This is a genomic window from Mesorhizobium sp. M0771, from assembly GCF_040320155.1.
In the GTDB taxonomy this organism is placed as follows: domain Bacteria; phylum Pseudomonadota; class Alphaproteobacteria; order Rhizobiales; family Rhizobiaceae; genus Mesorhizobium.
The window spans coordinates 54,594-80,819 of the sequence record NZ_JAMYPC010000017.1; the positions used below are offsets into that span (position 1 = coordinate 54,594).

Consider the following 26,226-nt stretch of genomic DNA (forward strand, 5'->3'; position numbering starts at 1 on the left):
GCGTGATAGTGTCATGTCAGACAATCAATCCAGGAAATCAGCACGACATGAAGACACGGCATTTCGACCGCATCGGCAATGGCGGCCTCGACTTCACCGAGCTTGGCTTCGGCAGCGCGCCGCTCGGCAACCTTTACCGCGCCGTCCCCGACGCGGATGCCAACGCCACGCTGGAGGCGGCGTGGGCGACCGGCTGCCGTTACTACGACACCGCGCCGCTCTATGGCCTGGGCCTTGCCGAAACACGGCTCAATGCCTTCCTGCGCGGCAGGAAGCGCGACGATTATGTGCTGTCGAGCAAGGTCGGTCGCCTGTTGCGCGCCTGCCCGCCGGAGGAACGAACCGGCATCGGCAAGTTCTTCGACACACCGACGCGCAAGGAGGTCTACGACTACAGCTACGACGGCGTCATGCGCTCGTTCGAGGCGTCGCTGGAACGGCTTGGCGTCGACCGCATCGACATCCTTTTCGTCCATGACCTCGACATCTTCACCCATGGCAGCAAGGAGGCGTCAGACCAGCGCATCGAGGAATTCATGGCCTCGGGCTACAACGGACTGGTTGCGCTGCGCGACCAGGGCGTGATCAAGGCCTTCGGCGGCGGCATCAACGAATGGGAGGTTTGCCAGACGCTGGCGGAGCGTGGCGACTTCGACCTGTTCCTGCTGGCCGGGCGCTACACGCTGCTGGAACAGGAAGCGCTTGCCACCTTCCTGCCGCTCTGTGAGCAACGCGGCATCGGCATCGTTCTCGGCGGTCCTTACAATTCCGGCATCCTGGCGACCGGGCCGAAGCCAGGCGCCTATTACAATTACTCCGAGGCGCCAAGGGACATCATGGATCGCGTCGGGCGCATCGAGGCCGTCTGCCAGCGCCATGGCGTCAGGCTGATCGAGGCGGCGCTGCAGTTTCCGCTGCTGCACCCTTCCGTGGTGTCGGTCATCCCCGGCGGCCAGCGGCCGAGTGAAGTCGAAAGCAACCGCGCCCTGCTCGATGCCAAGCTGCCTGCGGCGCTGTGGGCGGACCTCAAGCAGGAAGGCCTGATGCGCGCGGATGCGCCGGTGGGCTGAAGGCTCGCCTCAGCGGGCTGACGGCCTGCCGCCATCGAGGCAAAAGAAAAGCCGGGCGAACCCGGCTTTTCAACATTCTCTGAAAAATTTTTAGTTGACCGCGTCCTTGAGGCCTTTGCCGGCCGAGAACTTCGGCACGGTACGCGCCGGAATCTTCACTTCCGCGCCAGTCTGCGGGTTGCGGCCAGTCGATGCCGCACGCTTGGAGACGGTGAAATTTCCGAAGCCGACGAGCCGTACATCGCCGCCCTTCTTCAGTTCGCCAGTGATGACGGAGAACACCGCCTCAACCGCCGACTGTGCGTCACCCTTCGAAATGCTCGCGGATTCAGCGACAGCGGAAACCAGTTCGTTCTTGTTCATAAAAATTCCCTTCCATGAGAAAACCGGAACTTTCGACTCATCCGGCAGGAGAGGGACTTTAGAAAGAAGCGCTCGCAAACCCAAGTCAAAAAGCCGGAAAAAAGTTGAAAAAAGCCCGGAAATGGTGGGTTTTTCACATGAAAAAGCCGGGCTCAAGGCCCGGCTCTCTCTTTGTGCACTGCAACTTTAGTAGTTTCTAATGTGCAAGCGACTTTCCAGCATCGTCAACGGTATCGGTGGAAGCCGGCGGATTGACTGGCTCGACCCACTCAATTGGCTCCGGCATGCGCACCAGCGCGTGCCTCAGAACCTCGCCGACACGTGAGACCGGAATGATCTCCATACCGTTCTTCACATTGTCCGGTATCTCCGCCAGATCCTTGGCGTTGTCTTCCGGGATCAGCACCTTCTTGATGCCGCCGCGCAGTGCGGCGAGCAGCTTCTCCTTGAGGCCGCCGATCGGCAAGATGCGGCCGCGAAGCGTTATCTCGCCAGTCATCGCCACATCGGCCCGGACCGGAATACCAGTCATGACAGACACGATGGCCGTCGCCATGGCAGCACCTGCAGACGGACCGTCCTTCGGCGTGGCGCCTTCGGGCAAGTGGACGTGGATGTCACGCTTGTCGAACAGCGGCGGCTCGATGCCGAAATCGATGGCCCGCGAGCGGACATAAGAGGCCGCCGCCGAGATCGATTCCTTCATCACGTCGCGCAGATTGCCGGTCACCGTCATGCGGCCCTTGCCGGGCATCATGACGCCTTCGACCGTCAGCAGCTCGCCGCCGACTTCCGTCCAGGCAAGACCGGTGACGACACCGACCTGATCGTCGGCCTCGACCTGGCCGAAGCGGAAGCGCGGAACACCGAGGTAATCGGCGAGGTTCGCCGCCGTAATGCTCACCGTCTTCTTCTTCGTCTTCAGGATCTCGGTCACCGCCTTGCGCCCGAGCTTCATCAGCTCGCGCTCCAGGCTTCTGACGCCCGCTTCACGGGTGTAGGTCTGGATGATGCCGCGGATCGCGTCCTCGCCGACGGAGAATTCCTTCGGCTGCAGGGCATGATCGCGGATCACCTTGGGCATCAGGTGACGCTTGGCGATCTCGATCTTCTCGTCCTCGGTGTAGCCGGCGATACGGATGATCTCCATGCGGTCCATCAGGGGCGCAGGGATGTTCAGCGTGTTCGCCGTCGTCACGAACATCACGCTCGACAGGTCGTATTCGACCTCGAGGTAATGGTCCATGAACGTCGAGTTCTGCTCGGGATCGAGCACCTCGAGCAAAGCCGATGACGGATCGCCGCGGAAGTCCTGGCCCATCTTGTCGATCTCGTCGAGCAGGAAGAGCGGGTTGGACTTCTTGGCCTTCTTCATCGACTGGATGACCTTGCCGGGCATCGAGCCGATATAGGTGCGGCGGTGGCCACGGATCTCGGCCTCGTCACGCACGCCGCCAAGCGCCATGCGGATGAACTCGCGGCCGGTCGCCTTGGCGATCGACTTGCCGAGCGAGGTCTTGCCGACGCCGGGAGGGCCGACGAGGCACAGGATCGGCCCCTTCAGCTTCTTCTGGCGGCTTTGCACGGCGAGATACTCGACGATGCGGTCCTTGACCTTGTCGAGGCCGAAATGATCGGTGTCGAGCACGTTCTGCGCAAACGCCAGGTCCTGCTTGACCTTGGAGTTCTTGCCCCACGGGATCGACAGGATCCAGTCGAGGTAGTTGCGCACGACGGTCGATTCCGCCGACATCGGCGACATCGTCCGCAGCTTCTTCAACTCGGCTTCCGCCTTTTCGCGGGCCTCCTTGGAGAGCTTGGTCTTCTTGATGCGCGCCTCGATCTCGGCGGCCTCGTCGCGGCCGTCCTCGCCTTCGCCGAGTTCCTTCTGGATCGCCTTCATCTGCTCGTTGAGGTAGTATTCGCGCTGCGTCTTCTCCATCTGGCGCTTGACGCGCGAGCGGATGCGCTTCTCCACCTGCAGGACGGAGATTTCGGCTTCCATGAAGCCCATCGCCTTTTCCAGCCGTTCCTTGACGGACAGCGTGGCCAGCATCTCCTGCTTCTCGGGGATCTTGATGGCGAGGTGCGAAGCAACCGTATCGGCGAGCTTGGAATAGTCGTCGATCTGGCTGGCGGCACCCACCACTTCAGGCGAAATCTTCTTGTTCAGCTTGACGTAGTTTTCGAAGTCGGTGACGACCGAACGGGCGAGCGCCTCGACCTCGACCTCTTCCTCCTCCGGCTCGACCAGCGCCGTGGCGGTAGCTTCGTGGAAGTCCGGACGGTCGGTGAACGAGACGATCTTGGCACGCGAAGCGCCTTCGACCAGCACCTTGACGGTGCCGTCGGGCAGCTTCAGCAATTGCAGCACATTGGCGAGCGTGCCGATGTCGAAGATCGCATCGGGCTCGGGATCGTCATCGGCGGCATTCATCTGGGTGGCAAGCAGGATCTGCTTTTCCTGACCCATAACCTCTTCCAGCGCCTTGATCGACTTTTCACGCCCGACAAAGAGCGGAACGATCATGTGCGGGAACACCACGATGTCGCGCAGTGGGAGGACTGCGAAGACGCCGTCGCTGGGAGCCTTGGATATTTTGGCCATTGTCCAACCTTTCATGTCGCGGCCGCTAATCGAGCCAACCGCGAATCTCATATTAACGACCGGGGATCGTTCCGCCTACCACCGTTTGTGACGGGAGTTTTACAGCACAGAATTCGGCACCACGGCCTTCCGATGTTAGTTGGATGCACGAGGGGCAAAGATCAAGGGTCGACACGTTCGTTCATCCACTCCGTCACAAGGATCGGTACCTCACCACAGCAAAACGGCGCCCCGCGGGCGCCGTTCCATAAAAAGGTTAGGCCAGATGCCAGATCAGGCGCTGACGTTGCCCTTCTTTTCCTTCTGCTCGGAATAGATGTAGAGCGGCCGGGCGCTGCCGGTCACCACTTCTTCCGAAATCACCACTTCGCGCACGCCTTCCAGGGCGGGCAGTTCGAACATGGTGTCGAGCAGGATCGCTTCCATGATCGAGCGGAGGCCACGGGCGCCGGTCTTGCGCTCGATGGCGCGCTTGGCGATCGCCGACAGCGCATTCTCATGGAAGGTCAGGTCGACACTCTCCATCTCGAACAGCCGCTGATACTGCTTGACCAGCGCGTTTTTCGGCTCGGTCAGGATCTGGATCAGCGCCGGCTCGTCGAGGTCTTCCAGCGTCGCCAGGACCGGCAGACGGCCGACAAACTCGGGGATGAGGCCGAACTTCAAGAGATCCTCGGGCTCGACCAGGCGGAACACGTCACCGGTGCGGCGATCCTCGGGCGAAGCGACGATGGCGCCGAAGCCGATGGAAGTCTTCCTGCCGCGATCCGAGATGATCTTGTCCAGCCCGGCGAAGGCGCCGCCGCAGATGAACAGGATGTTGGCGGTGTCGACCTGCAGGAACTCCTGCTGCGGATGCTTGCGGCCGCCCTGCGGCGGCACGGAGGCAACGGTGCCTTCCATGATCTTCAGAAGCGCCTGCTGCACACCCTCGCCCGACACGTCGCGGGTGATCGATGGGTTGTCGGACTTGCGCGAAATCTTGTCGATTTCATCGATGTAGACGATGCCGCGCTGGGCGCGCTCGACATTGTAGTCGGCCGACTGCAGCAGCTTCAGGATGATGTTTTCGACGTCCTCGCCGACGTAACCGGCTTCGGTCAGCGTCGTCGCGTCGGCCATGGTGAAGGGCACGTCGATGATGCGGGCCAGCGTCTGGGCAAGCAGCGTCTTGCCGCAGCCGGTCGGGCCGATCAGCAGGATGTTGGACTTCGCCAATTCGACGTCGTTGTTCTTGCCGGCATGCGCCAGGCGCTTGTAGTGGTTGTGGACAGCCACCGACAGCACGCGCTTGGCGTAGGGCTGGCCGATGACATAGTCGTCGAGAACCTTCAGGATCTCCTGCGGGGTCGGCACGCCCTCGCGCGACTTCACCATCGAGGTCTTGTTCTCCTCGCGGATGATGTCCATGCACAGCTCTACGCACTCGTCGCAGATGAACACCGTTGGGCCGGCGATCAGCTTGCGCACCTCGTGCTGGCTTTTGCCGCAAAACGAGCAATAAAGCGTGTTCTTCGAATCACCGCTGTTGTTGCCGACTTTGCTCATTTTCCTGTCCTTTCATGGCCGCCCGCCGATGGTCTGGCTGAAAGGGCGCATATTCTATCTATCGCGGGAATTCGCCGCCGCCAGTGTCCCGGCTCCCGCAACGCATTCCGTACGAAACACAAATCAGAAAACGTCGCAATGATTCGCGCCAACCCTGCACAAAGCTAAGCCGTCGAAAATCAACATAGCCTTAACGTAGGCAATCCCATCCACCGAGGGAACAGCCAATTGTGGCCGAAATGCCGCAAATCCCAGCAAAAGCGCGTTATCCAGCCACGCAACTGCCATGCAGCGCTTATGCCGCAGCGCCTTCGACCGGCTCGCGCGACGAAATGACCTTGTCGATGAGGCCGAAATCCTTGGCTTCGTCGGCTGTCATGAAATGGTCGCGGTCAAGCGTCTTTTCAATGTCTTCGTAGCTCTTGCCGGTGTGTTTGACGTAGACCTCGTTGAGGCGGCGCTTCAGCTTGATGATGTCCTGCGCGTGCCGCTCGATGTCGGAGGCCTGGCCCTGGAAACCGCCGGAAGGCTGGTGAACCATGATACGGGCGTTCGGCGTGGCAAAACGCATGTCCTTGTGGCCGGCGGTCAGAAGCAGCGAGCCCATCGACGCCGCCTGGCCGATGCACAGCGTCGACACTGCCGGCTTGATGAACTGCATGGTGTCGTAGATCGCCATGCCCGAGGTCACCACGCCGCCCGGCGAGTTGATGTAGAGATTGATCTCTTTCTTCGGGTTCTCGGCCTCGAGGAACAAAAGCTGTGCACAAACCAGCGTCGCCATACCGTCTTCGACCGGGCCGGTGATGAAAATGATGCGCTCTTTCAGCAGGCGCGAGAAAATGTCGTAGGCCCGCTCGCCGCGATTGGTCTGCTCGACCACCATCGGAACGAGGTTCATGTAGGTTTCGACGGGGTTCTTCATGGACTACCCTTTTTGGAGATGGGGATTCCGGCGCCGGGAAATCGGGCAGAATCGGTTCTTGATGGTTAGAATGTAAATAGGATGCCGGCTCACCCTAGCGCAAGGCCGCCTCTCCTAGCCATCTGGTTAAGTCGAATCAAGGTTTCCGCGCAAGGGAAAGTCCGAACGCGGCCAGCGGCGTTTTTGCGGTGTAGCAATTCCTTAACCGCGTCGCTTAACGAAATGCGGCGAAACCGCTTTCCCCCGGAGAACCTTCCCCTACAGTTCAACGTTGAACCTCACCTTCTCGCGTTCAAACAGGGGGAGTGCCATGATCAGGAAAACTGTTTGCCTCGCCATTTCCGGCCTTGCCGGTCTCGGCATCGTGTCCGATGCGGTTGCCGGCGGCCGGGCCGCCGAATGCTATGAGCCGGTGCACAGGCCGGCGCTCTATGACACCGTCTATGAAGACGTCATGGTCAGTCCCGGCGGGCAGCTGGTCGACTATGATCCGCCGATCTATGGCACCATGGAGCGCGTCGAGCAGATCGCGCCGCCCCGAGTCACCTATGACATCGTACCGGCGAGAACCCGCACCGTTTACCGCACGGTCCAGGTCGACGATGGCGGCTATGCCTGGGAATGGCGCGTCATCCAGGGCCGCAAGGTGCTGTGCAAGGTGTGGCGCAAGGCCCGCTACGCGCGTGTCGCCGAAACGGTGATGCTTGAACCGGAGCGCACACGCCGGGTTGTGCTGCCGGCCGAATATGAAAGCGTCGCCCATGAAGTGCTGGTGCGGCCCGAGCGGCGGCACGTCACCCAGATAGCGCCGTCATACCAGAGGGTGGCGCGCCGGGTGGTGGTGCAGGAAGGCTCGACCAGCTGGCGCCGCGTGCATATTGCCAGGCATTGCCAGGATTAGACTTCGGTACTTCGCCGAGGTCCGTCTCGGTTGGCTCAATTCATAGGCCCGTCGGGGCCAACATACGGTCTGGCACCAAGCCGGCAAGCCGCGCTAATGGTCTGGCATGACCACATCCATGCCGCCCTACCTCGCCTTTGATCCAGCCACGCGCCGCCTGCGGCTCGATCCGCACGAACCGGCGTTTTTCCAGAACCCTTACGACGCCTATGCCGTCCTGCATGGCGCATCGAATGCCTTCTTCTGGGAGGAATTCGGCTTCTGGTGCTTTGGCGGCTTCGACGACGTCAACCGGCTGTTGCGCGACCGCCGCTTCGGCCGCCAGAACCCGGCCGGCATTCCCGACAGCCGCGGCATCGGCGAGGATCGCTCGCATTTGGCCGCTTTCGACGGCATCGAGAGCAATTCGATGCTGGAGCTGGAGCCGCCGGTGCACACCAGGCTCAGAACCCTGGTCAACCGCGCCTTCGTCTCGCGCCAGGTCGAGCGGCTGCGGCCGCGCGTGGAGGCGCTGGCCAATGAGCTGATCGACCGTTTCGAACCGCGCCAGGTCGATCTTTTGCCCAGCTTCGCCGCGCCGTTGCCCATCACCATCATTGCCGAAATGCTTGGCGTGCCGGTCGAAATGGGGCCGCAACTGCTCGACTGGTCGCACCGGATGGTGGCCATGTACATGCATGGCCGCACGCGCGAGACCGAGCAAGCGGCCAATCGCGCCGCGCGCGATTTTTCCGACTTTTTGCGCGGCTATGTCACCGAGCGGCGCAAGAAGCCTGGCGACGACCTGCTGTCGCTGCTGATCGCGGCGCAGGAGGATGGCCAGAAGCTTTCTGAGGACGAACTGGTGTCGTCCGCCATCCTTTTGCTCAATGCCGGCCACGAGGCGACCGTTCATCAAACCGGCAACGCCGTGCGCACGCTGCTGGCGCAAGGCGGCGACCCCGCCCGCTTCTTCACCTCGCCGGAAGCAACGGCTGCAACGGTCGAGGAGTGCCTGCGCTTCGACGCGCCGCTGCATATGTTCACCCGCTACGCCTATCTAGAGGTCGAGGTGACATCGGGGGTTGTCGTACAACCGGGCGAGACGATCGGCCTGCTACTCGGCATGGCCAATCATGATCCGCTTGCCTTTGCCGAACCCGGCGCCTTCCAGCCCGGCCGACTAGACCAGAAGAATGTCTCGTTCGGCGCCGGTATCCATTTCTGCATCGGTGCGCCGCTGGCGCGGCTGGAATTGCAGGTGTCGCTGAAAACCCTGTTCGAGCGGCAGCTGCAACTCCATCTTGCGGAGCAGCCGCGCTTCCGCGACACCTATCATTTCCATGGGCTGGAAAAGCTTATTGTGAGCTTGTGAGGACGGCGGAGCCGACGCATGCCCGAGAAAATGAGATTCGCCTTTCTACAAGAACCACCCTTCTGCTTTATCGACGGATCGGGACGTCTGGGCGGCAGCGATGCCCAACTGGCCAAGAGGGTCTGCCTGACGCTCGGGCTGGAACTTTTGCCCATCGAGACCGAGTTTGCCGAGCTGCCGCCTGGGTTTGCCGAAGATCGGTGGGACATAACCACCGGCCTGTTCTTTTCCGACGACCGCCGGAAGCTGGTCGACTTCACAAGGCCGATCTGGATGCTGGCGGATGGATTGCTGGTCGCGAAAGACAATCCCCGCGCCTTCGATGGCTATCGGTCCGTCGCCAATGATCGGACGGCGCTGATCGGCGTCATATCGGGCCAGATCCAGCACCGGACGGCCCTGCAAAACGCTATTCAGCCCGAACGGCTAAGGATATTTGCCACTCAGCCCGAAGCAGCTAACGCCGTCGCGGCCGGCGTGGTGCATGCCTATGCGAGTGCAGCGCTCGCGCATCGCGGCTATCTGAGCCGGTGACCCGACGCGCCTCTCGACGTCGTCGACGTCCCGGCAGTCGAAAAACAGCCAGCGCCCGGCGCTTTCGCTCTCGCCAAAGGCAGTGCCACCCTGCTCCAGCGCGTTGATTTATGTCTCAGTGATTTGCTTGGAAGTCCCTGGCACAGGGAGATGATGAGCGGATACGGCTTTTCCGACACTGACATCGATCGGCTTTTGTGAAGTCCAAGCGCGACCGAGCGGTCAGAGCTTGATCACATACTCCTTGCGGGTCGTTTCAAGCACTTCCCAACTGCCCCTGAAGCCTGGCCTGAGCACGAAGCTGTCGCCGGCGCGCACCGTGCGCGCCTCGCCGCCATCCTCGGCAACCACCGAGACGCCGGACAGGATGTGGCAGAACTCCCATTCGTCATATTCGATGCGCCATTTGCCCGGCGTCGCTTCCCAGATGCCGGCATAGAGGCGGCCATCGCGCTCCTCGACATTCCAGGTGCGGAACTTCGGATCGCCCGCAATCAGACGATCCGGCGCCGGGGCGCCATGTTCGGCGTCGACGCTGTCGGTCGATATTGCCAAGTAATGCGCGGACAGGGTTTGCCTCCAACAGATTAGTGACTAGTGAGTAGTGCAGTGAGTAGTGACTAGTGAGTAGTGAGTAGTGAGTAGTGAGCGGAAAGCGCTCCCTCGAGCGGGTGGCTGATCACTAATCACTGCTAAATGGTGAATACCGACTACTACTCACTACTCACTACTCACTACTCACTACTCACTACTCACTACTCACTACAAAAAATCAAACCTTGGTCAAAGCCTGTTCCAGATCGGCGACGATGTCGTTGACATCCTCGATGCCGACGGAAAGCCGGACCGTGTCCGGTCCCGCGCCCGCCTTGACCTTCTGCTCGTCGGAAAGCTGGCGATGCGTGGTCGATGCCGGATGGATGACCAGCGACTTGGTGTCGCCGACATTGGCGAGGTGCGAGAACAGTTCGAGCGCCTCGACGAACTTGATGCCGGCCTCGTAGCCGCCCTTCAGGCCGAAGGTGAAGACAGCACCGGCGCCTTGCGGCGAGTATTTCTTCTGCAGCGCGTTGTTCTTGTCGCTGGGCAGGCCGGGATAGTTGACCCAGGCGACCTTGGGGTGGTTGGACAGCCAGCCGGCTACGGTGATCGCATTGTCGCAATGGCGCTGCATCCTGAGCGGCAAGGTCTCCAGCCCGGTCAGGATCAGGAAGGCATTGAACGGCGAAATCGCCGGGCCGATGTCACGCAGGCCGAGCACGCGCGCGGCGATGGCGAAGGCGAAATTGCCGAAGGTTTCGTGCAGGACAAGCCCGCCATATTCGGGGCGCGGCTCCGACAGCATCGGATATTTGCCGGATTTCGACCAGTCGAACGTGCCGCCATCGACGATGGCGCCGCCGATCGAATTGCCGTGGCCGCCGATGAACTTGGTCAGCGAATGGACGACGATGTCGGCGCCATGCTCGATCGGCCGCACCAGATAGGGCGAGGCCAGTGTGTTGTCGACGATGAGCGGCAAGCCGTGCTTGCGGGCGATGTCGCCGATCTTCTCGATGTCGACGAAGGTGCCGCCGGGATTGGCCAGGCTCTCGATGAAGATCGCCTTGGTCTTATCGTCGATCTGGCTTTCGAAAGTGGAGATGTCGTTGGTGTCGGCCCAACGCACCTCCCAGCCGAAATTCTTGAAGGCATGGCCGAACTGATTGATCGAACCACCGTAAAGCCTTGTGGCGGCGACGAAATTATCGCCAGGCCGCATGAGATTGTGGAACACGATCACCTGTGCGGCATGGCCGGAAGCAACGGCAAGTGCAGCCGTGCCGCCTTCGAGCGCCGCGATCCGCTCTTCCAGCACCGCCTGGGTCGGGTTCATGATGCGGGTGTAGATGTTGCCGAAGGCCTTCAGCCCGAACAGCGAGGCGGCATGGTCGGCATCGTCGAACACAAAGGAGGTCGTCTGGTAGATCGGCGTGGCGCGTGCGCCCGTTGCCGGGTCGGGCTTGGCGCCGGCATGGACGGCGAGCGTGTTGAAACCGGGCGTGCGGGTCATCGAAAACCTCCCTGAGCGGTAAACGTGTGAATGGTGAAATGATGAATGGTGAGCGATAAATGGTGGTCGCAAAGTCGGCCAGTCCCACCTTGATTGCAAGCCGCTCATATGCGGCTTTACCCGGCTTCCAGGAAAATCCTTCTATTCACCATTCACCATTCACTGCCTTACTTCTGGCGCACACCGAAACTCTGGAATCCCGACCGCATCAGCGGCTTCTTCGACGACAGCACACCGGAGTTGACGCCGGTCCAGCCAATCTCGCCCGACAGCTTGCCATATTCGATCTTCGGGCAGCGGTTCATCACCACCTTGATACCGGCCGCCTCGGCACGCGTCGCCGCCTCGTCATCGCGCACGCCAAGCTGAATCCAGACGACTTTCGGCAAGGGGTCGAGCTTCAGCACCTCATCGACAATGCCGGGCACCGCTGCGGAGGCGCGAAAGATGTCGACCATGTCAACCGGCTCCGGCAGATCGGCAAGGCTGGCATAGGTCATGCGGCCGAGGATTTCCTTGCCGGCCTGCCCAGGATTGATCGGAAACACCGAAAAGCCCTTGGCCAGCAGATATTTCAGCACGAAAAAGCTCGGCCTGACATCGTTGGCCGACGCGCCGACCATGGCGATGGTCTTCACAGAATTGAGGATGCCGCCGATATAGGCATTGTCGTAGCTATCGTGATTCACTCGTCGGTCTCCCTCAGTGCTTCCTCCATAAAGGACTGCGGGTCCGTGCAGAAGTCGCGCATCATGCGAAAATGATCGGTATCGGTGAAATCTGTGGGGTCGAGGCCGAAACGGCTGATGCGGAAGAGCCGCGCGCCGGGACAAGCCATCAGCAGCGGCGAATGCGTCGCCATGATCACTTGCGCCGTGCCTGACCGGTCCATGCGCCGCAGCATCTTCAACAATTCGATCTGCCGCGACGGCGACAGCGCGCTTTCGGGCTCGTCGAGGATGTAGATGCCTTGCCGGCGGCAGCGCTCCTCGAAAAAGCGAATGAACCCTTCGCCATGCGACCACGATAGAAAGTCCGGCGGCGGCGGTCCGAACGGGTCTTCGAGTGCCGCCTGGTCGAGATAGCGCGCGACCGAGTAAAAAGATTCGGCACGAAAGAACCAGCCGGCGGTGACTTTTGGCAGCCAGTGGCCGCGGAATGTATTCGCCAGTGCCGCACCGCTCTTGTCGATGGCGATGGAATGATCGACCGGACGATAGCCCTTGCCGCCGCCGGCCTCGTCGTAACCGGCCAGCGCGCCGATGGCTTCCAGCAGTGTCGATTTGCCGGTGCCGTTTTCACCGACAATGATGGTGATCGGCGTGGTGAATTCGATCTCGAATTCACGGCCGCGAAACAGCGGCAGGTTCCATGGATATTTTTCCCAATCTTCCACGCGCTCGGGGTCAATCAGGATGCGTTTGAGATAAGGCGCCTTAAGCCGGGTCAGTTGCTTGCGATAGCCCATGCGGACGCTCAGTCCGGCAGCGAGATGGTGCCGTCATCCGCGATCGGGAAGGCCGGATTGTGTGCGACTTCCCAGACATGGCCGTCGGCATCGGCGAAATATCCATACCAGCCGCCCCAGAAGGCGCGGCCTGCCGGCTTGACGATCCTGCCGCCGGCCTTCTCGGCGGCCGCCAGCACGTCGTCGACTTCGGCATCGGAGCGGGCGTTGTAGGCGAGGTAGACCGCCGACGGTGCTGCGGCGAAGGCAATGCCTGAATCCTCCTCGGCGCTTGGCCTCGGGAACAGGCCGAGAATGGCGCCGCCCATCTGGAAGAAGGCGACGCCATCGGTGATGCCGGCGTGGCGCTTCAAGCCCATGCCTTCGTAAAAGCGCACGGCGCGCTCGAGATCGTCGGTGGCGATGGTGATGATGGAGATGCGCGGTTCCATGGATCGAAAACCTATTCGTCCGTCCATTCCGGTTTGCGCTTGCCGATGAAGGCGCCGATGCCTTCCTCGGCGTCGCGGGCCAGCATGTTCTCGACCATGACGCGGCCGGTATAGGCATACGCGTCCGCCAACCCCATCTCGGCCTGCGCGTAAAAGGCTTCCTTGCCGGTCTTGACCACCAGAGATGATTTGGAGGCAATGGTTTGCGCGTATTTGGTGACGATCTGATTCAGGTATTCGCGCGGCACGACGCGGTTGACCAGGCCGAATTCCTTGGCGGTTGCGGCATCGATGGTCTCGCCGGTGAGCAGCATTTCCATGGCGTGCTTGTGAGACACGTTGCGTGACAGCGCCACCATCGGCGTCGAACAAAACAGGCCGATATTGACGCCCGGCGTGCAGAAGGTCGCTTCATGCGAGGCAATGGCGAGGTCGCAACTGCAAACCAGTTGCAGCCCCGCAGCGGTGGCTAGGCCATCGACTTCGGCGATGATCGGGAGCGGATGGCGCACGATCTGCTGCATCAACGCCGCGCAAGCCGAAAATGTCTGCTCGAAAAACCCCTTGCCCTTGTCGGCGTCGGCGCGGCGCGCGGTCATTTCCTTGAGATCGTGACCGGCGCAGAAGACTTTCCCGGCGGCCGCCAAGACGATGACGCGGACCGATTTGTTGGCCTTGGCACGGTCGAGCTCGGCGCTCAATGCCGCCATGACGGAAAGCGACAAGGCATTGGCGGGCGGATTGGCGAGCGTCAGGCGCAGCACGCCCTTGTCCAGCCCGGCGATGACCGGCCCGTCTATGGCAACAGGTTTGATCGAAAGGATTTCGGCCATGACAAGGGTCTCCGCGATTCCGCCGGGCGCCGCCAGACTATCTAATATCGGATCGAGTTTCATCAACACCCATCGCTTGCGCCAAGGTGTTGCCAGAAGCGCATCATTGCGTTCATACAGGCCCGGCATAGAACGAGAGACCGACATGCCCGCCCAGGATAATCTCAAGCCGGTGCTGACGGCGGCTGAAGTCAATGCGCTGATGGCCAGCGTCTACCCGCAGCTCAACGACGAGTTCACGTCGTATGAGGCGCTCGACGTTTTCCCTGGCGGCTGCACTGTGCGGCTCAACGCCAACGAACGGCATTTGCGTCCCGGCGGCACGGTATCGGGTCCGTCGCTGTTCACGCTGGCCGACATTGGCGGCTATGTCTGCGTGCTCAGCCATGCCGGGCCGGATGCGCTTTCGGTTACCGTCAACCTCAACATCAATTTCGTCCGCAAGGCCGAGGCCGGCCCGATCGACGGCCATTGCCGCATCCTAAAGCTGGGCAAGAGCCTGATGGTGTTCGATATCGACATCGTCGGCGGACCGAGGGAACACACGGTAGCGCATGCGACCGGCACCTATTCGATCCCGCCGAAGCGCGCCGCCGATGTGGTAAAATAATACCTTTTGGTCAAACCTTTGTTTTTATTACACTTTGCGAGCAGACGTGCGTTTCCTGCGCCTTGACGTGCCCACTCCCCTCGCCTATAAGCCGTCACGAAGCAGCGGCCCGCAAAGGCCGCCGTTTTGTTATTGGCGGCGGGCAAGTGCCTTGTCGCCAATCCAAGCAACAAGAAACGCCTTCTTCGGAAGGTCAAAATTGAAAGCAGAAATCCATGGCAACCTTTTCGCAGAAGCCTGCGGATGTGGTGAAGAAGTGGGTGCTGATCGACGCCGAGGGTCTCGTCGTCGGCCGTCTCGCCACTGTCATCGCCAATCATCTTCGCGGCAAGCACAAGCCCACCTTCACCCCGCATGTCGACGACGGCGATAACGTCATCGTCATCAATGCCGACAAGGTGGTGTTCACCGGCAAGAAGTTCACCGACAAGGTCTATTACTGGCACACCGGTCACCCCGGCGGCATCAAGGAGCGCACCGCGCGCCAGCTGCTCGAGGGCCGTTTCCCCGAGCGTGTCGTCGAGAAGGCCGTCGAACGCATGATCCCGCGCGGGCCGCTCGGCCGTCGCCAGATGAAGAACCTCCGCGTCTATGCAGGCACGGAACATCCGCATGTCGCCCAGCAGCCCGTCACCCTCGACGTCGGCGCGCTGAACGCCAAGAACAAGAAGGTTGCATAAGATGGCTGAGCTTTCCTCGCTCGCAGAATTGGGCGCCGCCACCGGCAACACCAACACCCAGCCGGCAGCACCCGTCCATGTCCAGAAGCTCGACAAGTCGGGCCGCGCCTATGCCACCGGCAAGCGCAAGAACGCCATCGCCCGCGTCTGGGTGAAGCCGGGTTCGGGCAAGATCGTCGTCAACGACAAGGAATTCGCGACCTATTTCGCGCGTCCGGTCCTGCAGATGATCCTCAACCAGCCGATCATCGCTTCCAACCGCGCCGGCCAGTACGACATCGTCGCCACCGTCATCGGCGGCGGCCTCTCCGGCCAAGCCGGTGCCGTTCGTCACGGCATTTCCAAGGCGCTGACCTACTACGAGCCGGCACTGCGCGCCGTGCTCAAGAAGGGCGGCTTCCTGACCCGCGACAGCCGCGTCGTCGAGCGCAAGAAGTACGGCAAGGCGAAGGCCCGTCGTTCCTTCCAGTTCTCGAAGCGCTAAGCGCTGCGACGTTCCAGACATCGAAAGGCCGCCTCCGGGCGGCCTTTTCTTTTGGGTCTCGGCAGTCACCCCACCCGGCGCTGCGCGCCGACCTCCCCATCGAGGGGAGGTAGGAGGTCGCGGCAGTTTTGCCGCCCGGACAATCCACGATGGTCCAGCGGCTAGCAAACCAGTTCGACCATAAAAACGCGGCACCCTACCTCCCCTCGATGGGGAGGTCGGCGCGCAGCGCCGGGGGGGGTGATGGCGCCGGCCTCGGTTCAAGTCTCAGAACTTGCCGGCCTTGATGTAATCGATAAACGCCCGTAGCGGCGCTGGAACCAGACGCCGTCCGGGATAGTACAGAAATGGTCCGGGAAAACTCTGCCACCACGGTTCGAGCACGGGCTCCAGGGCGCCGCTTTCGAAGTGAGGGCGAAGCCAGCCCTCGAAGAGAGCGACGATGCCGCTGCCGGCAATGGCCGCATGGACGGCAAGATCGCTCGCCCCGCCGATCCGCACGATCAACGGCCCCGTCGTGTCGACACGCACCACCTCGCCGTCGCGCTCGAATTCCCACGGCAGCATCGCACCGCTGGCAAAACGACCGCGCAGACAAGCATGGCCAAGCAGGTCGCTCGGGTGCTGCGGCCGCCCATGGCGCTCGAGATAGGCGGGGCTGGCGCCAGTGGCGAAGCGCTGGACGCGCGGTCCGATCGGCACCGCGATCATGTCCTGCTCCAGTCGCTCGTCATAGCGGATGCCGGCGTCGCAGCCCGCCGCCAGCACGTCGACGAAGTTCTCATCGGCGATGACCTCCAGCCGAATGCCGGGATAGGCGGCGAGGAAGCCCGGAACGATGTCGGGCAATATCAGCCGCGCGGCGCTGACCGGGACGTTGAGGCGCAGCGAACCAGCCGGCCTGTCGCGAAAGCCATTGACCACGTCGAGGGCCGCCTCCACCTCCGACAGCGCCGGGCCAAGCCGTCCGAGCAGGCTGAGACCTGCGTCGGTCGGAACGACGCTGCGTGTCGTGCGGTTGAACAGCCTGACGCCGAGCTGCGTCTCCAGGCGGCGCACCGCTTCGCTCAGGCCCGACGCGCTGCCGCCGCCGGCGCGAGCCCCTTCGCGAAAGCCGCCGGCACGCGCCACCGTCACGAAAGCGTTCAGATCGCCAAGGTCCATCATTGTTCGCCATTCCGCACAAGCTGTACGGATTGTACCTTATTATCCCGAGGTTGAGCAGCGTCTATCTTCGCCTCCTCAAAGGAGACCGACCATGTCCACCATCCAAAAATCCGGCACATTCACCCTCGGCAGCCACACCGTGAAACGGCTCGGCTACGGCGCCATGCAACTTGCCGGCCCGCACGTTTTCGGTCCGCCGAAGAATCATGACGCGGCCATTGCAGTGCTGCGCGAAGCGGTGGCCTCCGGGGTCAACCACATCGACACCAGCGACTATTATGGCCCGCATGTCACCAACCAGCTGATCCGCGAAGCGCTGGCGCCCTATCCGCAAGACCTCGTCATCGTCACAAAGATCGGGGCGCGGCGCGGCAGCGACGGCTCATGGCTGCCTGCCTATTCCGCCAAGGAACTTGAGCAGGCCGTGCACGATAATCTCAGGAATCTCGGTCTTGAGGTGCTGGATGTCGTCAATCTGCGCATCATGTTCGGGGTGATGGGTCCCGCCGAGGGCTCGATCGAGCCGCAGTTGACCGCGCTTGCCGAACTGCAGCGCAAGGGTCTGGTGCGCCATATCGGCCTGAGCAACGTCACCCCAGCGCAGGTCGAGGAAGGCCGTGGGATCGCCGAGATCGTCTGCGTGCAGAACCAGTACAATCTGGCGCATCGCGACGACGACGGGTTGATCGATGAACTGGCGCGCGCCGGTATCGCCTACACGCCGTTCTTCCCGCTCGGCGGTTTCAGCCCGCTGCAGTCGTCGACCTTGTCGGATGTGGCCGCGCGGCTCGGCGCCACACCCTTGCAGGTTGCGCTCGCCTGGCTGCTGCGCCGCTCGCCGAACATCCTGCTGATCCCGGGGACGTCGTCGATCGGGCATTTGAGAGAGAACCTGGCGGCGGCGGAACTGGAGCTGTCGGCCGATGTGCTAAGGGAATTGGATGGGGTGGCGAAAGCGGCGTGAAGATTTTGCGGGCGGCGCTGTCACCCCACCCGCGCCTTCGGCGCGACCTCCCCATCGAGGGGAGGTAGGAGGTCGCGGCAGCCTTGCATGCCTCGCAATCGCTACGACTGTCGGAATCTAAAGCGCCAACGCCCTACCTCCCCTCGATGGGGAGGTCGGCGCGCAGCGCCGGGTGGGGTGATGGCGCCGACGTACGATTTCTAATTGATACTCGCCGTATTCGCGGCTCGGCCGGCTTCGCCTCATCCACATAAGGCACCCTAAACCCGTTGGCCCCCAGCCAGCCAATGGCAGCCTTCGGTTCGTCGGTCTGGATGATGGTGGCGCCGCGTTCGGCCCAGAAACCGTGGTCTCGGCCGGCATGCCGGCCTGCACCGCCAGTTCATCGCCGCAGCCGCCGGAGAGGAAGCCGCCGGGCCTTGCACCTTGGCGATACAAGTCCTTCGCCAAGCTGTGACTGGCATCTTGCGTGCCGGTTCTGTAGTTGTGGCAGCCCGATGAACAAAGAAGGACCCGTAATGGCGAACCAGACCATCGACAACGCGTTCACCGCCCGCTCCAAGACGGGGCCTTCCTTCGAGCCGACCTATGCCGGCGCGCTGTCGTTCATGCGGCGCAAATACACCAAGGATGCAAAGGGCGCGGACGCCGTCGTGTGGGGCATTCCGTTCGATGCCGCCGTCACCAACCGGCCGGGCGCGCGCTTCGGGCCGCAGGCGATCCGCCGCGCCTCGGCGATCCTCGACAACGACCCGCAATATCCGTTCTCGCGCGACCTGTTCGAGCATCTCGCCGTCATCGACTATGGCGATTGCCTGCTCGATTCGGGCAATCACCAGAAGACACCAGGCACGATCGAGCGCGAGGCGGCGAAGATCCTGAAATCGGGTGCCTTCCTGTTGTCGCTCGGCGGCGACCATTTCGTCACCTGGCCGCTGCTCAAGGCGCATGCCGCCATCCATGGGCCGCTGGCGCTGGTGCAGTTCGACGCGCATCAGGACACCTGGCCTGACGATGGCAAGCGCATCGACCACGGTTCGTTCGTCGGGCGCGCCGTCAATGAGGGCATCATCGATCCTGATCGTTCGATCCAGATCGGCATCCGCACGCATGCCCCCGATACGTTCGGCATCAAGATCCTTTACGGTCACGAGATCGAGGAGATGCGGGCTTCCGACATCGCCTATGCGATCGTCGACCGCACCGGCGGCAGGAAGACCTATCTCACCTTCGACATCGACTGCCTCGACCCGGCCTTTGCGCCCGGCACCGGCACGCCGGTTGCCGGCGGACCGTCCTCGGCGAAAATCCTGTCGACGCTGCGCCAGCTCGGCCAAGTCGATATTGTCGGCGCCGACGTCGTCGAGGTTGCGCCGGCCTATGATCACGCCGATATAACGGCGATCGCCGGCTCGATGGTGGCCATGCACTATCTCGGCCTGGTGGCCGAGCGAAAAGCGCGGGCGGAAGAGCTGAACAGCGGCAACCATGGCGCGGCAAACCATGGCCAGGGCATATAGGCCTGAATTAGCAGGGAATTGACGGGCACATGAAACCGAAAATCTTCATCGATGGCGAACACGGCACCACCGGCCTGCAGATCCGGGCGCTGCTGGCCGAGCGCGGCGACCTCGAGATCATCTCGATCCCGGCCGAGCGCCGCAAGGAAACGGCGGCGCGCGCCGAGTTCCTCAATGCAGCCGATGTCGCCATCCTGTGCCTGCCGGATGCGGCTGCCAAGGAAAGCGTATCGCTGATTGCCAACGACACCACCAAGGTGATCGACGCCTCCACGGCGCATCGCGTAGCCGAGGGCTGGGAATATGGCTTTGCCGAGATGGAAAAGGGCCAGGCCAAGATCATCGCCAATGCAAAACGCGTCGCCAATCCCGGCTGCTGGCCGCAAGGACCGATCGCGACACTGCGGCCGCTGGTCGCCGCCGGCCTGCTGCCGGCGGATTTCCCGATCACCGTCAATGGCATTTCGGGCTATTCGGGCGGCGGCCGGCCGATGATCGAGGACTATGTCGCCAAGGGCGAGGATGCCTCTGAATTCCAGGTCTATGGGCTGACCCTGCAGCACAAGCATGTGCCGGAGCTGCGCACCTATGCGAAGCTGTCGCACGATCCGATCATGCAGCCGGCGGTCGGCAATTTCGCCCAAGGCATGATCACAGTGGTGCCGCTGCAGCTCGGCGGGCTCGACCATGTGCCGGCCGGCGCCGAACTGCACGCGGCAATCGCCGACCATTTTGCCGCCATCAAGGGCGGCGTGGTCGAGGTAGCTCCTTACGAGCACGTGGAGCGCCTGCCCGAGATCAATCCCGAGGTCTATAACGGCACCAACCGCATGAAGGTCTATGTCTTTGCCAATGACGACAGGGCGCAGGCGCTGCTGATTGCGGTCTATGACAATCTCGGAAAGGGCGCCTCGGGTGCTGCCGTTCAGAACATGGATCTGATGCTCGGCCTTTAATTCAGTTGGAGAGAGCATGTTGCCCGAAAACCGCTTAACACTTTTCGGCATCACGCTCTGAATGGACGCGCCTGCATTTCCAAAGCGCTGGAAGATCAGCGCGCCCGAGCTCATTGCGGAGACGTTTTCGAGCCGCATCTGGAAGGTGCGGCGTGAGGACGGCTCGCCGGCCATCGTCAAGGCGCTCAAACCATTCGACGATGTCGAGGACGAGTTGCGCGGCGAGCACTATCTCGCATGGCGGCGCGGCGAAGGCGCGGTGCGGCTGCTTGGCCGGGACGGCCACCGCATGCTGCTCGAATATGCCGGCGACACCCTGCTTTCCGACGTTCTGGCCAAAGAAGGCGACAACCCCGCGACCGCAATCGCGGCCGAGTTGATGGGGAGACTGTTCTCGCCCACAAGACACCCTGACCCGCCGGACCTGCAGCCGCTGCGGACACGGTTTGCCAGCCTGTTCAAAAAGGCCGGAGCCGATCGCGACGCCGGAGAGCACAGCCTCTATATCGAGGCCGCCGAAATCGCGGACCGGCTGCTCGATGCCCCGCATGCGGTCAAGCCGCTGCATGGCGACCTGCATCACGACAACATTTTGCACGGTGCGCGCGGCTGGCTGGCGATCGACCCGAAGGGCGTGCTCGGCGATCCCGGCTTCGACGCCGCCAATCTGTTCTACAACCCACTGGGGCGCGACGACCTCTGCCTCGATCCCGAGCGCATCGCGCATATGGCCGAGATCTTCGCCAGGACACTCGGCCAGACGCCGGCTGCCACTCTCGACCATGCCATCGCCTATGGCTGCCTGTCGGCCGCATGGCATCATGAGGACGAGAATGCGGTCGACGAGAACCGCGAGCTGTCGGTTGCGGGAGTGATCCGAAAGGTGCGGCTCAGCTTCTGACCGGCGCAGCCTCGCGCGTTAGACGTAGCGAGGCAGTTCGTTCGCGAAATAGATTATTGCGACGGCCAAGACACCGTAGACGATGTACCTGCGTTCATGGGCGGCCGCGTTGGCAGTGGATAGGCGCCCTTGTTGCCGCGCCAGTGGGCGGCGGCAAATCCCAGCAGGACAAGCGCGAAGGCCTGATGGGTCAGCGCCATGTGCAGCGGCACCTGCATCAGCAGCGTGCCGATGCCGATCGAGGCCTGGACCAGCACCAGCAGAAACAGCAGCGTCGCGCGGCGTGCGTGTGTCGTGCCTGGTAAACGCCGGCGTGTCGCGATCATGTGCCAGAGCGCGACGGCAAAGACCGTGTAGGCGCCCAGTCGGTGGACGAACTGCACCGTCTTCGGGTTCTCGAACAAGTTGCGCCAGGCCGGCTCGAGCAGAAGCAAATCTGACGGGATCACCTTGCCGTCCATCAGCGGCCAGGTGTTGTAGCTCAGGCCGGCGTCGAGCCCTGCGACCAGGCCGCCGAGATAGATCTGGACCAGCACCAGCAGCACGATGAAGCCGGCCAGCCTTTGTGTCGGCCGGTCGGCGGCAGGCTCCGAATGCGGCGCCAGCCCGCGCGCGACCACCATGGTGGCGGTGAAGATCAGGGCGGCAAGCGTCAAATGCGTGGCCAGGCGGTACTGGCTGACGGAGATCCGGTCGATCAGGCCGGAGGCCACCATCCACCAGCCGATGGCGCCTTGAAGGCCACCAAGCAGCAGAATACCGACCAGCTTTGGCCCAAGGCCGCGCTCGATGCGGCGCGTCGCCCACAAGACCAGCAGCGGCAGGCCGAAGACCAGGCCGACACTGCGCGCCAGGATACGGTGCGCCCACTCCCACCAGAAGATCGATTTGAAGGCGTCCAGGCTCATGCCCTTGTTGAGCTCGGCATATTGCGGAATCTTCTGGTAGAGCTGGAACTCCTCCTGCCACTCGGCGTCGTTGAGCGGCGGTATCACGCCGTGGATCGGCTTCCACTGCGTGATCGACAGGCCGGAATTGGTGAGCCTGGTGGCGCCGCCGACCAGCACCAGCGCAAACAGCACCAGAAGCACGACATAAAGCCAGCCGCGCAGCAGAGCCCGGTTTTGCAGATCGCGATCGCGGTCAATGTAAGGCGCGGCGGCTGATATGGCGGCCATGGGTTGGTCCCGGCAGGTTGACGTGGCGGATTGGTGAACCATCGCAACCCGGCTGACAAGACCGGACGGCGCGGCACGCCGTCGCGCCGCAAGTCACGGGTTGCACGCGCCCCCGGTTGGGCCTAAGCGGAGGCGATCAACGAGAACGCTCATGCCCATCCGCCTGAAAAAGCTGATCGGAACCTTCCTACTGGTGGCGCTGGTCATCATCTATGCGCTGGTCGCGTCGATCATAGCGGTCGCGCAGCTGTCGCAATCCAGCCCGCTGGTGCATTTCCTGTTCTTCCTGTTCAGCGGCCTGTTCTGGGTGCTGCCTGCGATGGGCATCATCAAATGGCTGATCCTGGAGCCGCCGCCGAAAGGCTGAAGCGCCCGACCCAGGTCAGATGGTGACGACCATTTTGCCGGCATTGGCCAGCGGCGTCGTCACGCCCGACAACATGGTGCGGATATGGGCGACACTCTGGTAGCGGCCGTTGATCGAAATGCGCGGCAGCGCGTGCAGGAAGCCGGCATGTTCGGCGTGCAGCACGCCGTGGCGAGTGGTCACCGCCGAGGCGTAGCCGGCGTCGCGGGCAAAGCCCACTTCGCGGCAGCCGACAGCGCTGGCGTAACCATAGGGGTAAGCGAGATGACGGGGGTCTTCGCCGAGCTGCGCCTGCAGCTGGCGCCTGACGTCGACGATTTCATGGCGCGCATCGGCTTCGTCGAGCCGCTTCAGATTGCGGTGGTTGACCGTATGCGCGCCGATCGTCACCAGCCTGTGCCCGGCCACGGCGCGGATATCGTCCCAAGTCATTAGCGTGCTTGGGCGCAAGCCATCGAGGTCGATGCCGTTCGAGCGCGCCAGATCGCGCAGCACAGCGCGCTGATCCTCCTCGCGCACCTCGAGCGTCAGATAGGCATGCAGACGCGCATTGGCGTGGAGTTTCTTGCCGTGGGTCGAGCAGTCGATGGTCACCGGCCCCTTCGGCGTCGCCAGCGTCAAACGCTCCCGCGCGTTGACGATATCCTCGACCACGTCCCACCATAAATCGGCGCTGCCGTCGATCAGACCCGGCGCGACATAGATGGTGATCGGCGCGTCGTGCTTTTCCAGCACTGGCAGCGCTTCGGTCATGTTGTCGCGATAGGCGTCGTCGGCGGTGATGGTGGCGAACTGGCCGTCCTTGCCGCCGGCCTTGATGCGCTCGATCGCCTCGTCGAGGGTGACGAAGGCATAGCCCCTCGCCTTCATGTCGGCGACGAGAGCGTCGAGGAATCGCGGGGCGATGTTGAGGTGGCGGTTGACGCCGTCCGGCTTCTCCGGCGTGGCGGTGACCCGATGCAACATGAGGATTGCGCCAATGCCGCCGACGAACGGCTTGGCCAGCGGTGCAAGGCCGGTAAAGCGGGCGATATTAAGCGCCAGTTTCCGAACTGCCTCACCACCGTCGATCATTCATTCACCTTTTGCGCCTAGGCTCGATCCAAGCACGGAACGCGCCGACGCGAACTCCTGATCGCGACGAATACGCCTTAAGGATTGAGGTATGGTTGACGCCACCGCGTCATTTGACGGCAATCGGCTCGCCGCAAGCAAGGCGTCTGCGCGTGCGCCGGCTGCCGACCAGACCAGTCTGTCGGTGTCGATCGCAGATGCTGCCGCGCTCGCCTCTTACGGCGAATTCTGCCGTTCGGCGCTGTTTGCGCCGGCGCAAAGCGCGGCCTGGGTTCATGCCTGGACGGCGCAGGCCAATCCCGATGCGGTCGTCGCCACGCTGACAATCGAGGACAGGCCGGTCTTTGCACTGGCACTGGAAATCACGCGAACTGGTCCATTCCGCGTCGCCCGCTTCATGGGCGGGCGCCATGCCAACGGCAATTTCGCCGCCGCCGATCCGGCATGGCTGGCAAAGGCCGATGCCGGGGGGATCCGCAGGCTGGTGACGGCGATCGGCAAGGCGCGCCCCGACATCGATCTCGTTGCCTTGGAAAGGCTGCTCCCCGACCTCGATGGCGTTGCCAATCCGCTGGCGGCGTTCTCCAACTTTCCGAGCCCAAACCTGTCGCTCGCCGTCAATCTCGACGGTGGTTTCGATGTGCTGCTGTCGCGTGTGGGCGGCAAGCGCAAGCGCAAGAAGCACCGTTCGCAGACACGCAAGTTCGAGGCGGTCGGCGTTCATCGCCGCATCGAGGCGCAGACACCGGAAGACGTGAACCGGCTGCTCGACGCTTTCTTCGAGATGAAGGAGTTCCGCTTCGCCAAGATGGGCATCGCCAATGTCTTCGGCGAGCCGGAGGTGCGGGCTTTCTTCCGTGCCCTCTTCGCCGGCGCGCTGGCCGAGGAGAAACCGGCCTTTGTGCTGCATGGGCTCGAAGTGGCCGGCAAGCTGCGCGCAATCACCGGCTCGAGCCGCTCGGGCAAACGCCTGATCTGCGAATTCGGCGCCATCGCCGAGGACGATCTCGGCCACACCAGCCCCGGCGATTTCCTTTTCTTCGACATCATCGAGGAAGCCTGCCAAACAGGCTTCGATGTCTATGATTTCTCGGTCGGCGACGAGCCCTACAAGCGGCTCTGGTGCGATATCGAGACCCAGCATTTCGAGGTGCTGGCGCCCCTGACGCTGAAGGGACGCGCCCTGGCGTCGGCGCTGCGGCAGGGCGCACGGGCGAAAGCCTTCATCAAGAACAACCCGACGGTCTGGAAACTGACCAAGATGCTGCGCCGCAAGGCCGCCGGACAGGCAGCGCCCGCTCCCACGGACGACGAAAACTAGCGTTCAGAAATTCAGCGCTTCGCGGAGCGCCGGGCCGGCCCTGACCCGCAGGTCGAGATCCGCCTCGATGTGGTCGATATGGTGCAGCATCAGCCGGCTCACCAACCCGCAATCGCCGCTCTCCAGCGCGCCGACCATTTCCGTGTGCTCACTGTGCCCGCAGGCCGACACCCCGGATCGTCCGTAAAGGGCGATCACCAGCGACGAACGCGCCACCAGCTCCTCCATGAAGCGCTGCAGGATGGCATTGCCGGCGACGGAGGCGAGCAGCAGATGGAAATCGCCCGACGCCTTGATTTCGGAGCGCCGCGCGGTTGGGCCGCGCTCGGCGATGAAGCGGCCTTCCTCGTCGAGCTGCGCGCGGAACGCAGCGATATCGGTGGCTGTGACCCGCCCACAGGCGGCAATGGCTATGCCCGGCTCGATCAGCCGGCGCGATGCGAACACCTGGCGCGCTTCCTCGGGCGAAGGGTTGGCGACGAAGGCGCCACGGTTGCGCTCGGTACGCACCAGCCCCTCGAAGGACAGCATCTGCAGCGCCGCGCGCGCGACGGTGCGCGAGACGTCGAACAGCGTGCCGACCTCGCCTTCCGACAGCTTGGTGCCGGGCGTCAGCCGACGGTCGACGATGGCGTCCCGCAGATTGTCGCGAATCGCCTGGGCGCGATCCTGGTTGGCGCTGTCGGCGGAATGGATCTGATCGGCAATGTTCATGGCGATGATGGTTCCCAGCCTCTTCTAGCGCAACTCGTCGCCTGCGCACGAGAGGCAAAGTGGACACGAAGCCAAAAAAGATTGCATACGATTCTTGTGCAGATCGCGCACAATCGCCCATAATTTGTGCAATGCACAAGATAGCCTACCGGCTAGGCAGTGGGCAAGAACCCCGATTTTTCTGTCGATTCAAACGCTTGGG

At 62.6% G+C, this 26,226-nt stretch carries 27 protein-coding genes and 1 pseudogene; 13 read left to right on the plus strand and 15 right to left on the minus strand.

Going from position 1 to position 26,226, the window contains the following annotated elements; genetic code table 11:
* The first annotated feature begins 47 nt into the window (after positions 1–47).
* Complete coding sequence (locus NKI05_RS23345; RefSeq protein WP_023669424.1) at positions 48–1,070, plus strand: aldo/keto reductase; 1,023 nt, start codon at positions 48–50, stop codon at positions 1,068–1,070.
* 90 nt (positions 1,071–1,160) lie between these two features.
* Here NKI05_RS23345 and NKI05_RS23350 read toward each other — a convergent pair whose 3' ends face one another.
* The 4 genes from NKI05_RS23350 to clpP all read right to left on the minus strand — a co-directional run bounded on the left by NKI05_RS23350 (position 1,161) and on the right by clpP (position 6,514).
* Complete coding sequence (locus tag NKI05_RS23350) at positions 1,161–1,433, minus strand: HU family DNA-binding protein (protein WP_023669423.1); 273 nt, start codon at positions 1,431–1,433, stop codon at positions 1,161–1,163.
* Positions 1,434–1,629: 196 nt separating this feature from the next.
* Positions 1,630–4,041 (minus strand): endopeptidase La, encoded by a 2,412-nt coding sequence (gene lon / locus NKI05_RS23355; RefSeq protein WP_023682304.1) that lies wholly within the window; start codon positions 4,039–4,041, stop codon positions 1,630–1,632.
* 273 nt (positions 4,042–4,314) lie between these two features.
* On the minus strand, positions 4,315–5,589 hold the full coding sequence (gene clpX / locus NKI05_RS23360) for an ATP-dependent Clp protease ATP-binding subunit ClpX (protein ID WP_023682305.1): 1,275 nt from the start codon (positions 5,587–5,589) through the stop codon (positions 4,315–4,317).
* A 295-nt stretch (positions 5,590–5,884) separates the two neighbouring features.
* Positions 5,885–6,514, minus strand: coding sequence for an ATP-dependent Clp endopeptidase proteolytic subunit ClpP (clpP, locus tag NKI05_RS23365; RefSeq protein ID WP_023682306.1), 630 nt, complete (start codon positions 6,512–6,514; stop codon positions 5,885–5,887).
* Positions 6,515–6,824: 310 nt separating this feature from the next.
* Here clpP and NKI05_RS23370 point away from each other — a divergent pair, with 310 nt between their 5' ends.
* The 3 genes from NKI05_RS23370 (at position 6,825) to NKI05_RS23380 (ending at position 9,303) form a co-directional block, all read left to right on the plus strand.
* Entirely contained in the window at positions 6,825–7,415 is a 591-nt protein-coding gene (locus NKI05_RS23370; RefSeq protein ID WP_023669419.1) for a hypothetical protein, read from the plus strand.
* Between the two features lie 106 nt (positions 7,416–7,521).
* Positions 7,522–8,769, plus strand: a complete 1,248-nt coding sequence (locus tag NKI05_RS23375; RefSeq protein WP_023669418.1) for a cytochrome P450 — start codon at positions 7,522–7,524, stop codon at positions 8,767–8,769.
* 18 nt (positions 8,770–8,787) lie between these two features.
* On the plus strand, positions 8,788–9,303 hold the full coding sequence (locus NKI05_RS23380) for a transporter substrate-binding domain-containing protein (protein ID WP_245261871.1): 516 nt from the start codon (positions 8,788–8,790) through the stop codon (positions 9,301–9,303).
* Positions 9,304–9,525: 222 nt separating this feature from the next.
* On the opposite strand, the gene NKI05_RS23385 is transcribed toward NKI05_RS23380, so the two are convergent.
* The 6 genes from NKI05_RS23385 to NKI05_RS23410 form a co-directional block, all read right to left on the minus strand.
* Entirely contained in the window at positions 9,526–9,858 is a 333-nt protein-coding gene (locus tag NKI05_RS23385; protein ID WP_488505273.1) for a cupin domain-containing protein, read from the minus strand.
* A gap of 217 nt (positions 9,859–10,075) precedes the next feature.
* Positions 10,076–11,356, minus strand: coding sequence for an O-acetylhomoserine aminocarboxypropyltransferase (locus NKI05_RS23390; protein ID WP_352462920.1), 1,281 nt, complete (start codon positions 11,354–11,356; stop codon positions 10,076–10,078).
* Positions 11,357–11,523: 167 nt separating this feature from the next.
* Positions 11,524–12,045, minus strand: coding sequence for a CoA-binding protein (locus tag NKI05_RS23395; RefSeq protein ID WP_023815641.1), 522 nt, complete (start codon positions 12,043–12,045; stop codon positions 11,524–11,526).
* Positions 12,042–12,824: an AAA family ATPase gene (locus NKI05_RS23400; protein ID WP_023689471.1), complete on the minus strand. Its 783-nt coding sequence runs from the start codon at positions 12,822–12,824 to the stop codon at positions 12,042–12,044. Before NKI05_RS23400 ends, NKI05_RS23395 begins: the two co-directional genes overlap by 4 nt.
* An 8-nt stretch (positions 12,825–12,832) precedes the next feature.
* Positions 12,833–13,255, minus strand: coding sequence for a VOC family protein (locus NKI05_RS23405; RefSeq protein ID WP_023705041.1), 423 nt, complete (start codon positions 13,253–13,255; stop codon positions 12,833–12,835).
* A gap of 11 nt (positions 13,256–13,266) precedes the next feature.
* Complete coding sequence (locus NKI05_RS23410) at positions 13,267–14,088, minus strand: enoyl-CoA hydratase (RefSeq protein ID WP_023689473.1); 822 nt, start codon at positions 14,086–14,088, stop codon at positions 13,267–13,269.
* Positions 14,089–14,233: 145 nt separating this feature from the next.
* Between NKI05_RS23410 and NKI05_RS23415 the strand changes: the two genes are divergently transcribed.
* The 3 genes from NKI05_RS23415 to rpsI all read left to right on the plus strand — a co-directional run bounded on the left by NKI05_RS23415 (position 14,234) and on the right by rpsI (position 15,862).
* Positions 14,234–14,698, plus strand: a complete 465-nt coding sequence (locus NKI05_RS23415; RefSeq protein WP_023689474.1) for a PaaI family thioesterase — start codon at positions 14,234–14,236, stop codon at positions 14,696–14,698.
* Between the two features lie 215 nt (positions 14,699–14,913).
* Positions 14,914–15,378 (plus strand): 50S ribosomal protein L13, encoded by a 465-nt coding sequence (gene rplM / locus NKI05_RS23420; protein ID WP_023669409.1) that lies wholly within the window; start codon positions 14,914–14,916, stop codon positions 15,376–15,378.
* A gap of 1 nt (position 15,379) precedes the next feature.
* On the plus strand, positions 15,380–15,862 hold the full coding sequence (rpsI, locus tag NKI05_RS23425) for a 30S ribosomal protein S9 (protein WP_023669408.1): 483 nt from the start codon (positions 15,380–15,382) through the stop codon (positions 15,860–15,862).
* Positions 15,863–16,129: 267 nt separating this feature from the next.
* On the opposite strand, the gene NKI05_RS23430 is transcribed toward rpsI, so the two are convergent.
* Positions 16,130–17,029: a LysR family transcriptional regulator gene (locus NKI05_RS23430; RefSeq protein WP_023693291.1), complete on the minus strand. Its 900-nt coding sequence runs from the start codon at positions 17,027–17,029 to the stop codon at positions 16,130–16,132.
* A 91-nt stretch (positions 17,030–17,120) separates the two neighbouring features.
* Here NKI05_RS23430 and NKI05_RS23435 point away from each other — a divergent pair, with 91 nt between their 5' ends.
* Positions 17,121–17,993, plus strand: a complete 873-nt coding sequence (locus NKI05_RS23435) for an aldo/keto reductase family oxidoreductase (RefSeq protein ID WP_023689475.1) — start codon at positions 17,121–17,123, stop codon at positions 17,991–17,993.
* A 200-nt stretch (positions 17,994–18,193) separates the two neighbouring features.
* Here the strand turns inward: NKI05_RS23435 and NKI05_RS23440 are convergent.
* Positions 18,194–18,413 (minus strand): annotated as a pseudogene (locus NKI05_RS23440) (glycerophosphodiester phosphodiesterase family protein); the annotation flags it as partial.
* 98 nt (positions 18,414–18,511) lie between these two features.
* Between NKI05_RS23440 and speB the strand changes: the two are divergent.
* The 3 genes from speB to NKI05_RS23455 all read left to right on the plus strand — a co-directional run bounded on the left by speB (position 18,512) and on the right by NKI05_RS23455 (position 21,370).
* Positions 18,512–19,513 (plus strand): agmatinase, encoded by a 1,002-nt coding sequence (gene speB, locus NKI05_RS23445; RefSeq protein ID WP_023669405.1) that lies wholly within the window; start codon positions 18,512–18,514, stop codon positions 19,511–19,513.
* A 29-nt stretch (positions 19,514–19,542) separates the two neighbouring features.
* Positions 19,543–20,469: an N-acetyl-gamma-glutamyl-phosphate reductase gene (gene argC / locus NKI05_RS23450; protein ID WP_023669404.1), complete on the plus strand. Its 927-nt coding sequence runs from the start codon at positions 19,543–19,545 to the stop codon at positions 20,467–20,469.
* A 61-nt stretch (positions 20,470–20,530) separates the two neighbouring features.
* A complete protein-coding gene (locus tag NKI05_RS23455; protein WP_023752923.1) occupies positions 20,531–21,370 on the plus strand; it encodes an aminoglycoside phosphotransferase family protein in 840 nt (279 codons plus the stop codon).
* A gap of 53 nt (positions 21,371–21,423) precedes the next feature.
* Here the strand turns inward: NKI05_RS23455 and NKI05_RS23460 are convergent, their stop codons facing one another.
* Complete coding sequence (locus NKI05_RS23460) at positions 21,424–22,548, minus strand: COX15/CtaA family protein (RefSeq protein WP_023815642.1); 1,125 nt, start codon at positions 22,546–22,548, stop codon at positions 21,424–21,426.
* Positions 22,549–22,699: 151 nt separating this feature from the next.
* On the opposite strand from NKI05_RS23460, the gene NKI05_RS23465 reads away from it, so the two are divergent.
* Complete coding sequence (locus tag NKI05_RS23465) at positions 22,700–22,915, plus strand: DUF2842 domain-containing protein (protein WP_023669401.1); 216 nt, start codon at positions 22,700–22,702, stop codon at positions 22,913–22,915.
* Positions 22,916–22,930: 15 nt separating this feature from the next.
* Here NKI05_RS23465 and NKI05_RS23470 read toward each other — a convergent pair whose 3' ends face one another.
* On the minus strand, positions 22,931–23,989 hold the full coding sequence (locus NKI05_RS23470) for a polysaccharide deacetylase family protein (RefSeq protein WP_023682321.1): 1,059 nt from the start codon (positions 23,987–23,989) through the stop codon (positions 22,931–22,933).
* Between the two features lie 91 nt (positions 23,990–24,080).
* Here NKI05_RS23470 and NKI05_RS23475 point away from each other — a divergent pair, with 91 nt between their 5' ends.
* A complete protein-coding gene (locus NKI05_RS23475; protein ID WP_023682322.1) occupies positions 24,081–25,310 on the plus strand; it encodes a GNAT family N-acetyltransferase in 1,230 nt (409 codons plus the stop codon).
* Between the two features lie 3 nt (positions 25,311–25,313).
* Here the strand turns inward: NKI05_RS23475 and NKI05_RS23480 are convergent, their stop codons facing one another.
* Positions 25,314–26,024, minus strand: coding sequence for a GntR family transcriptional regulator (locus NKI05_RS23480; protein WP_023669398.1), 711 nt, complete (start codon positions 26,022–26,024; stop codon positions 25,314–25,316).
* Between the last annotated feature and the right edge of the window lie 202 nt (positions 26,025–26,226).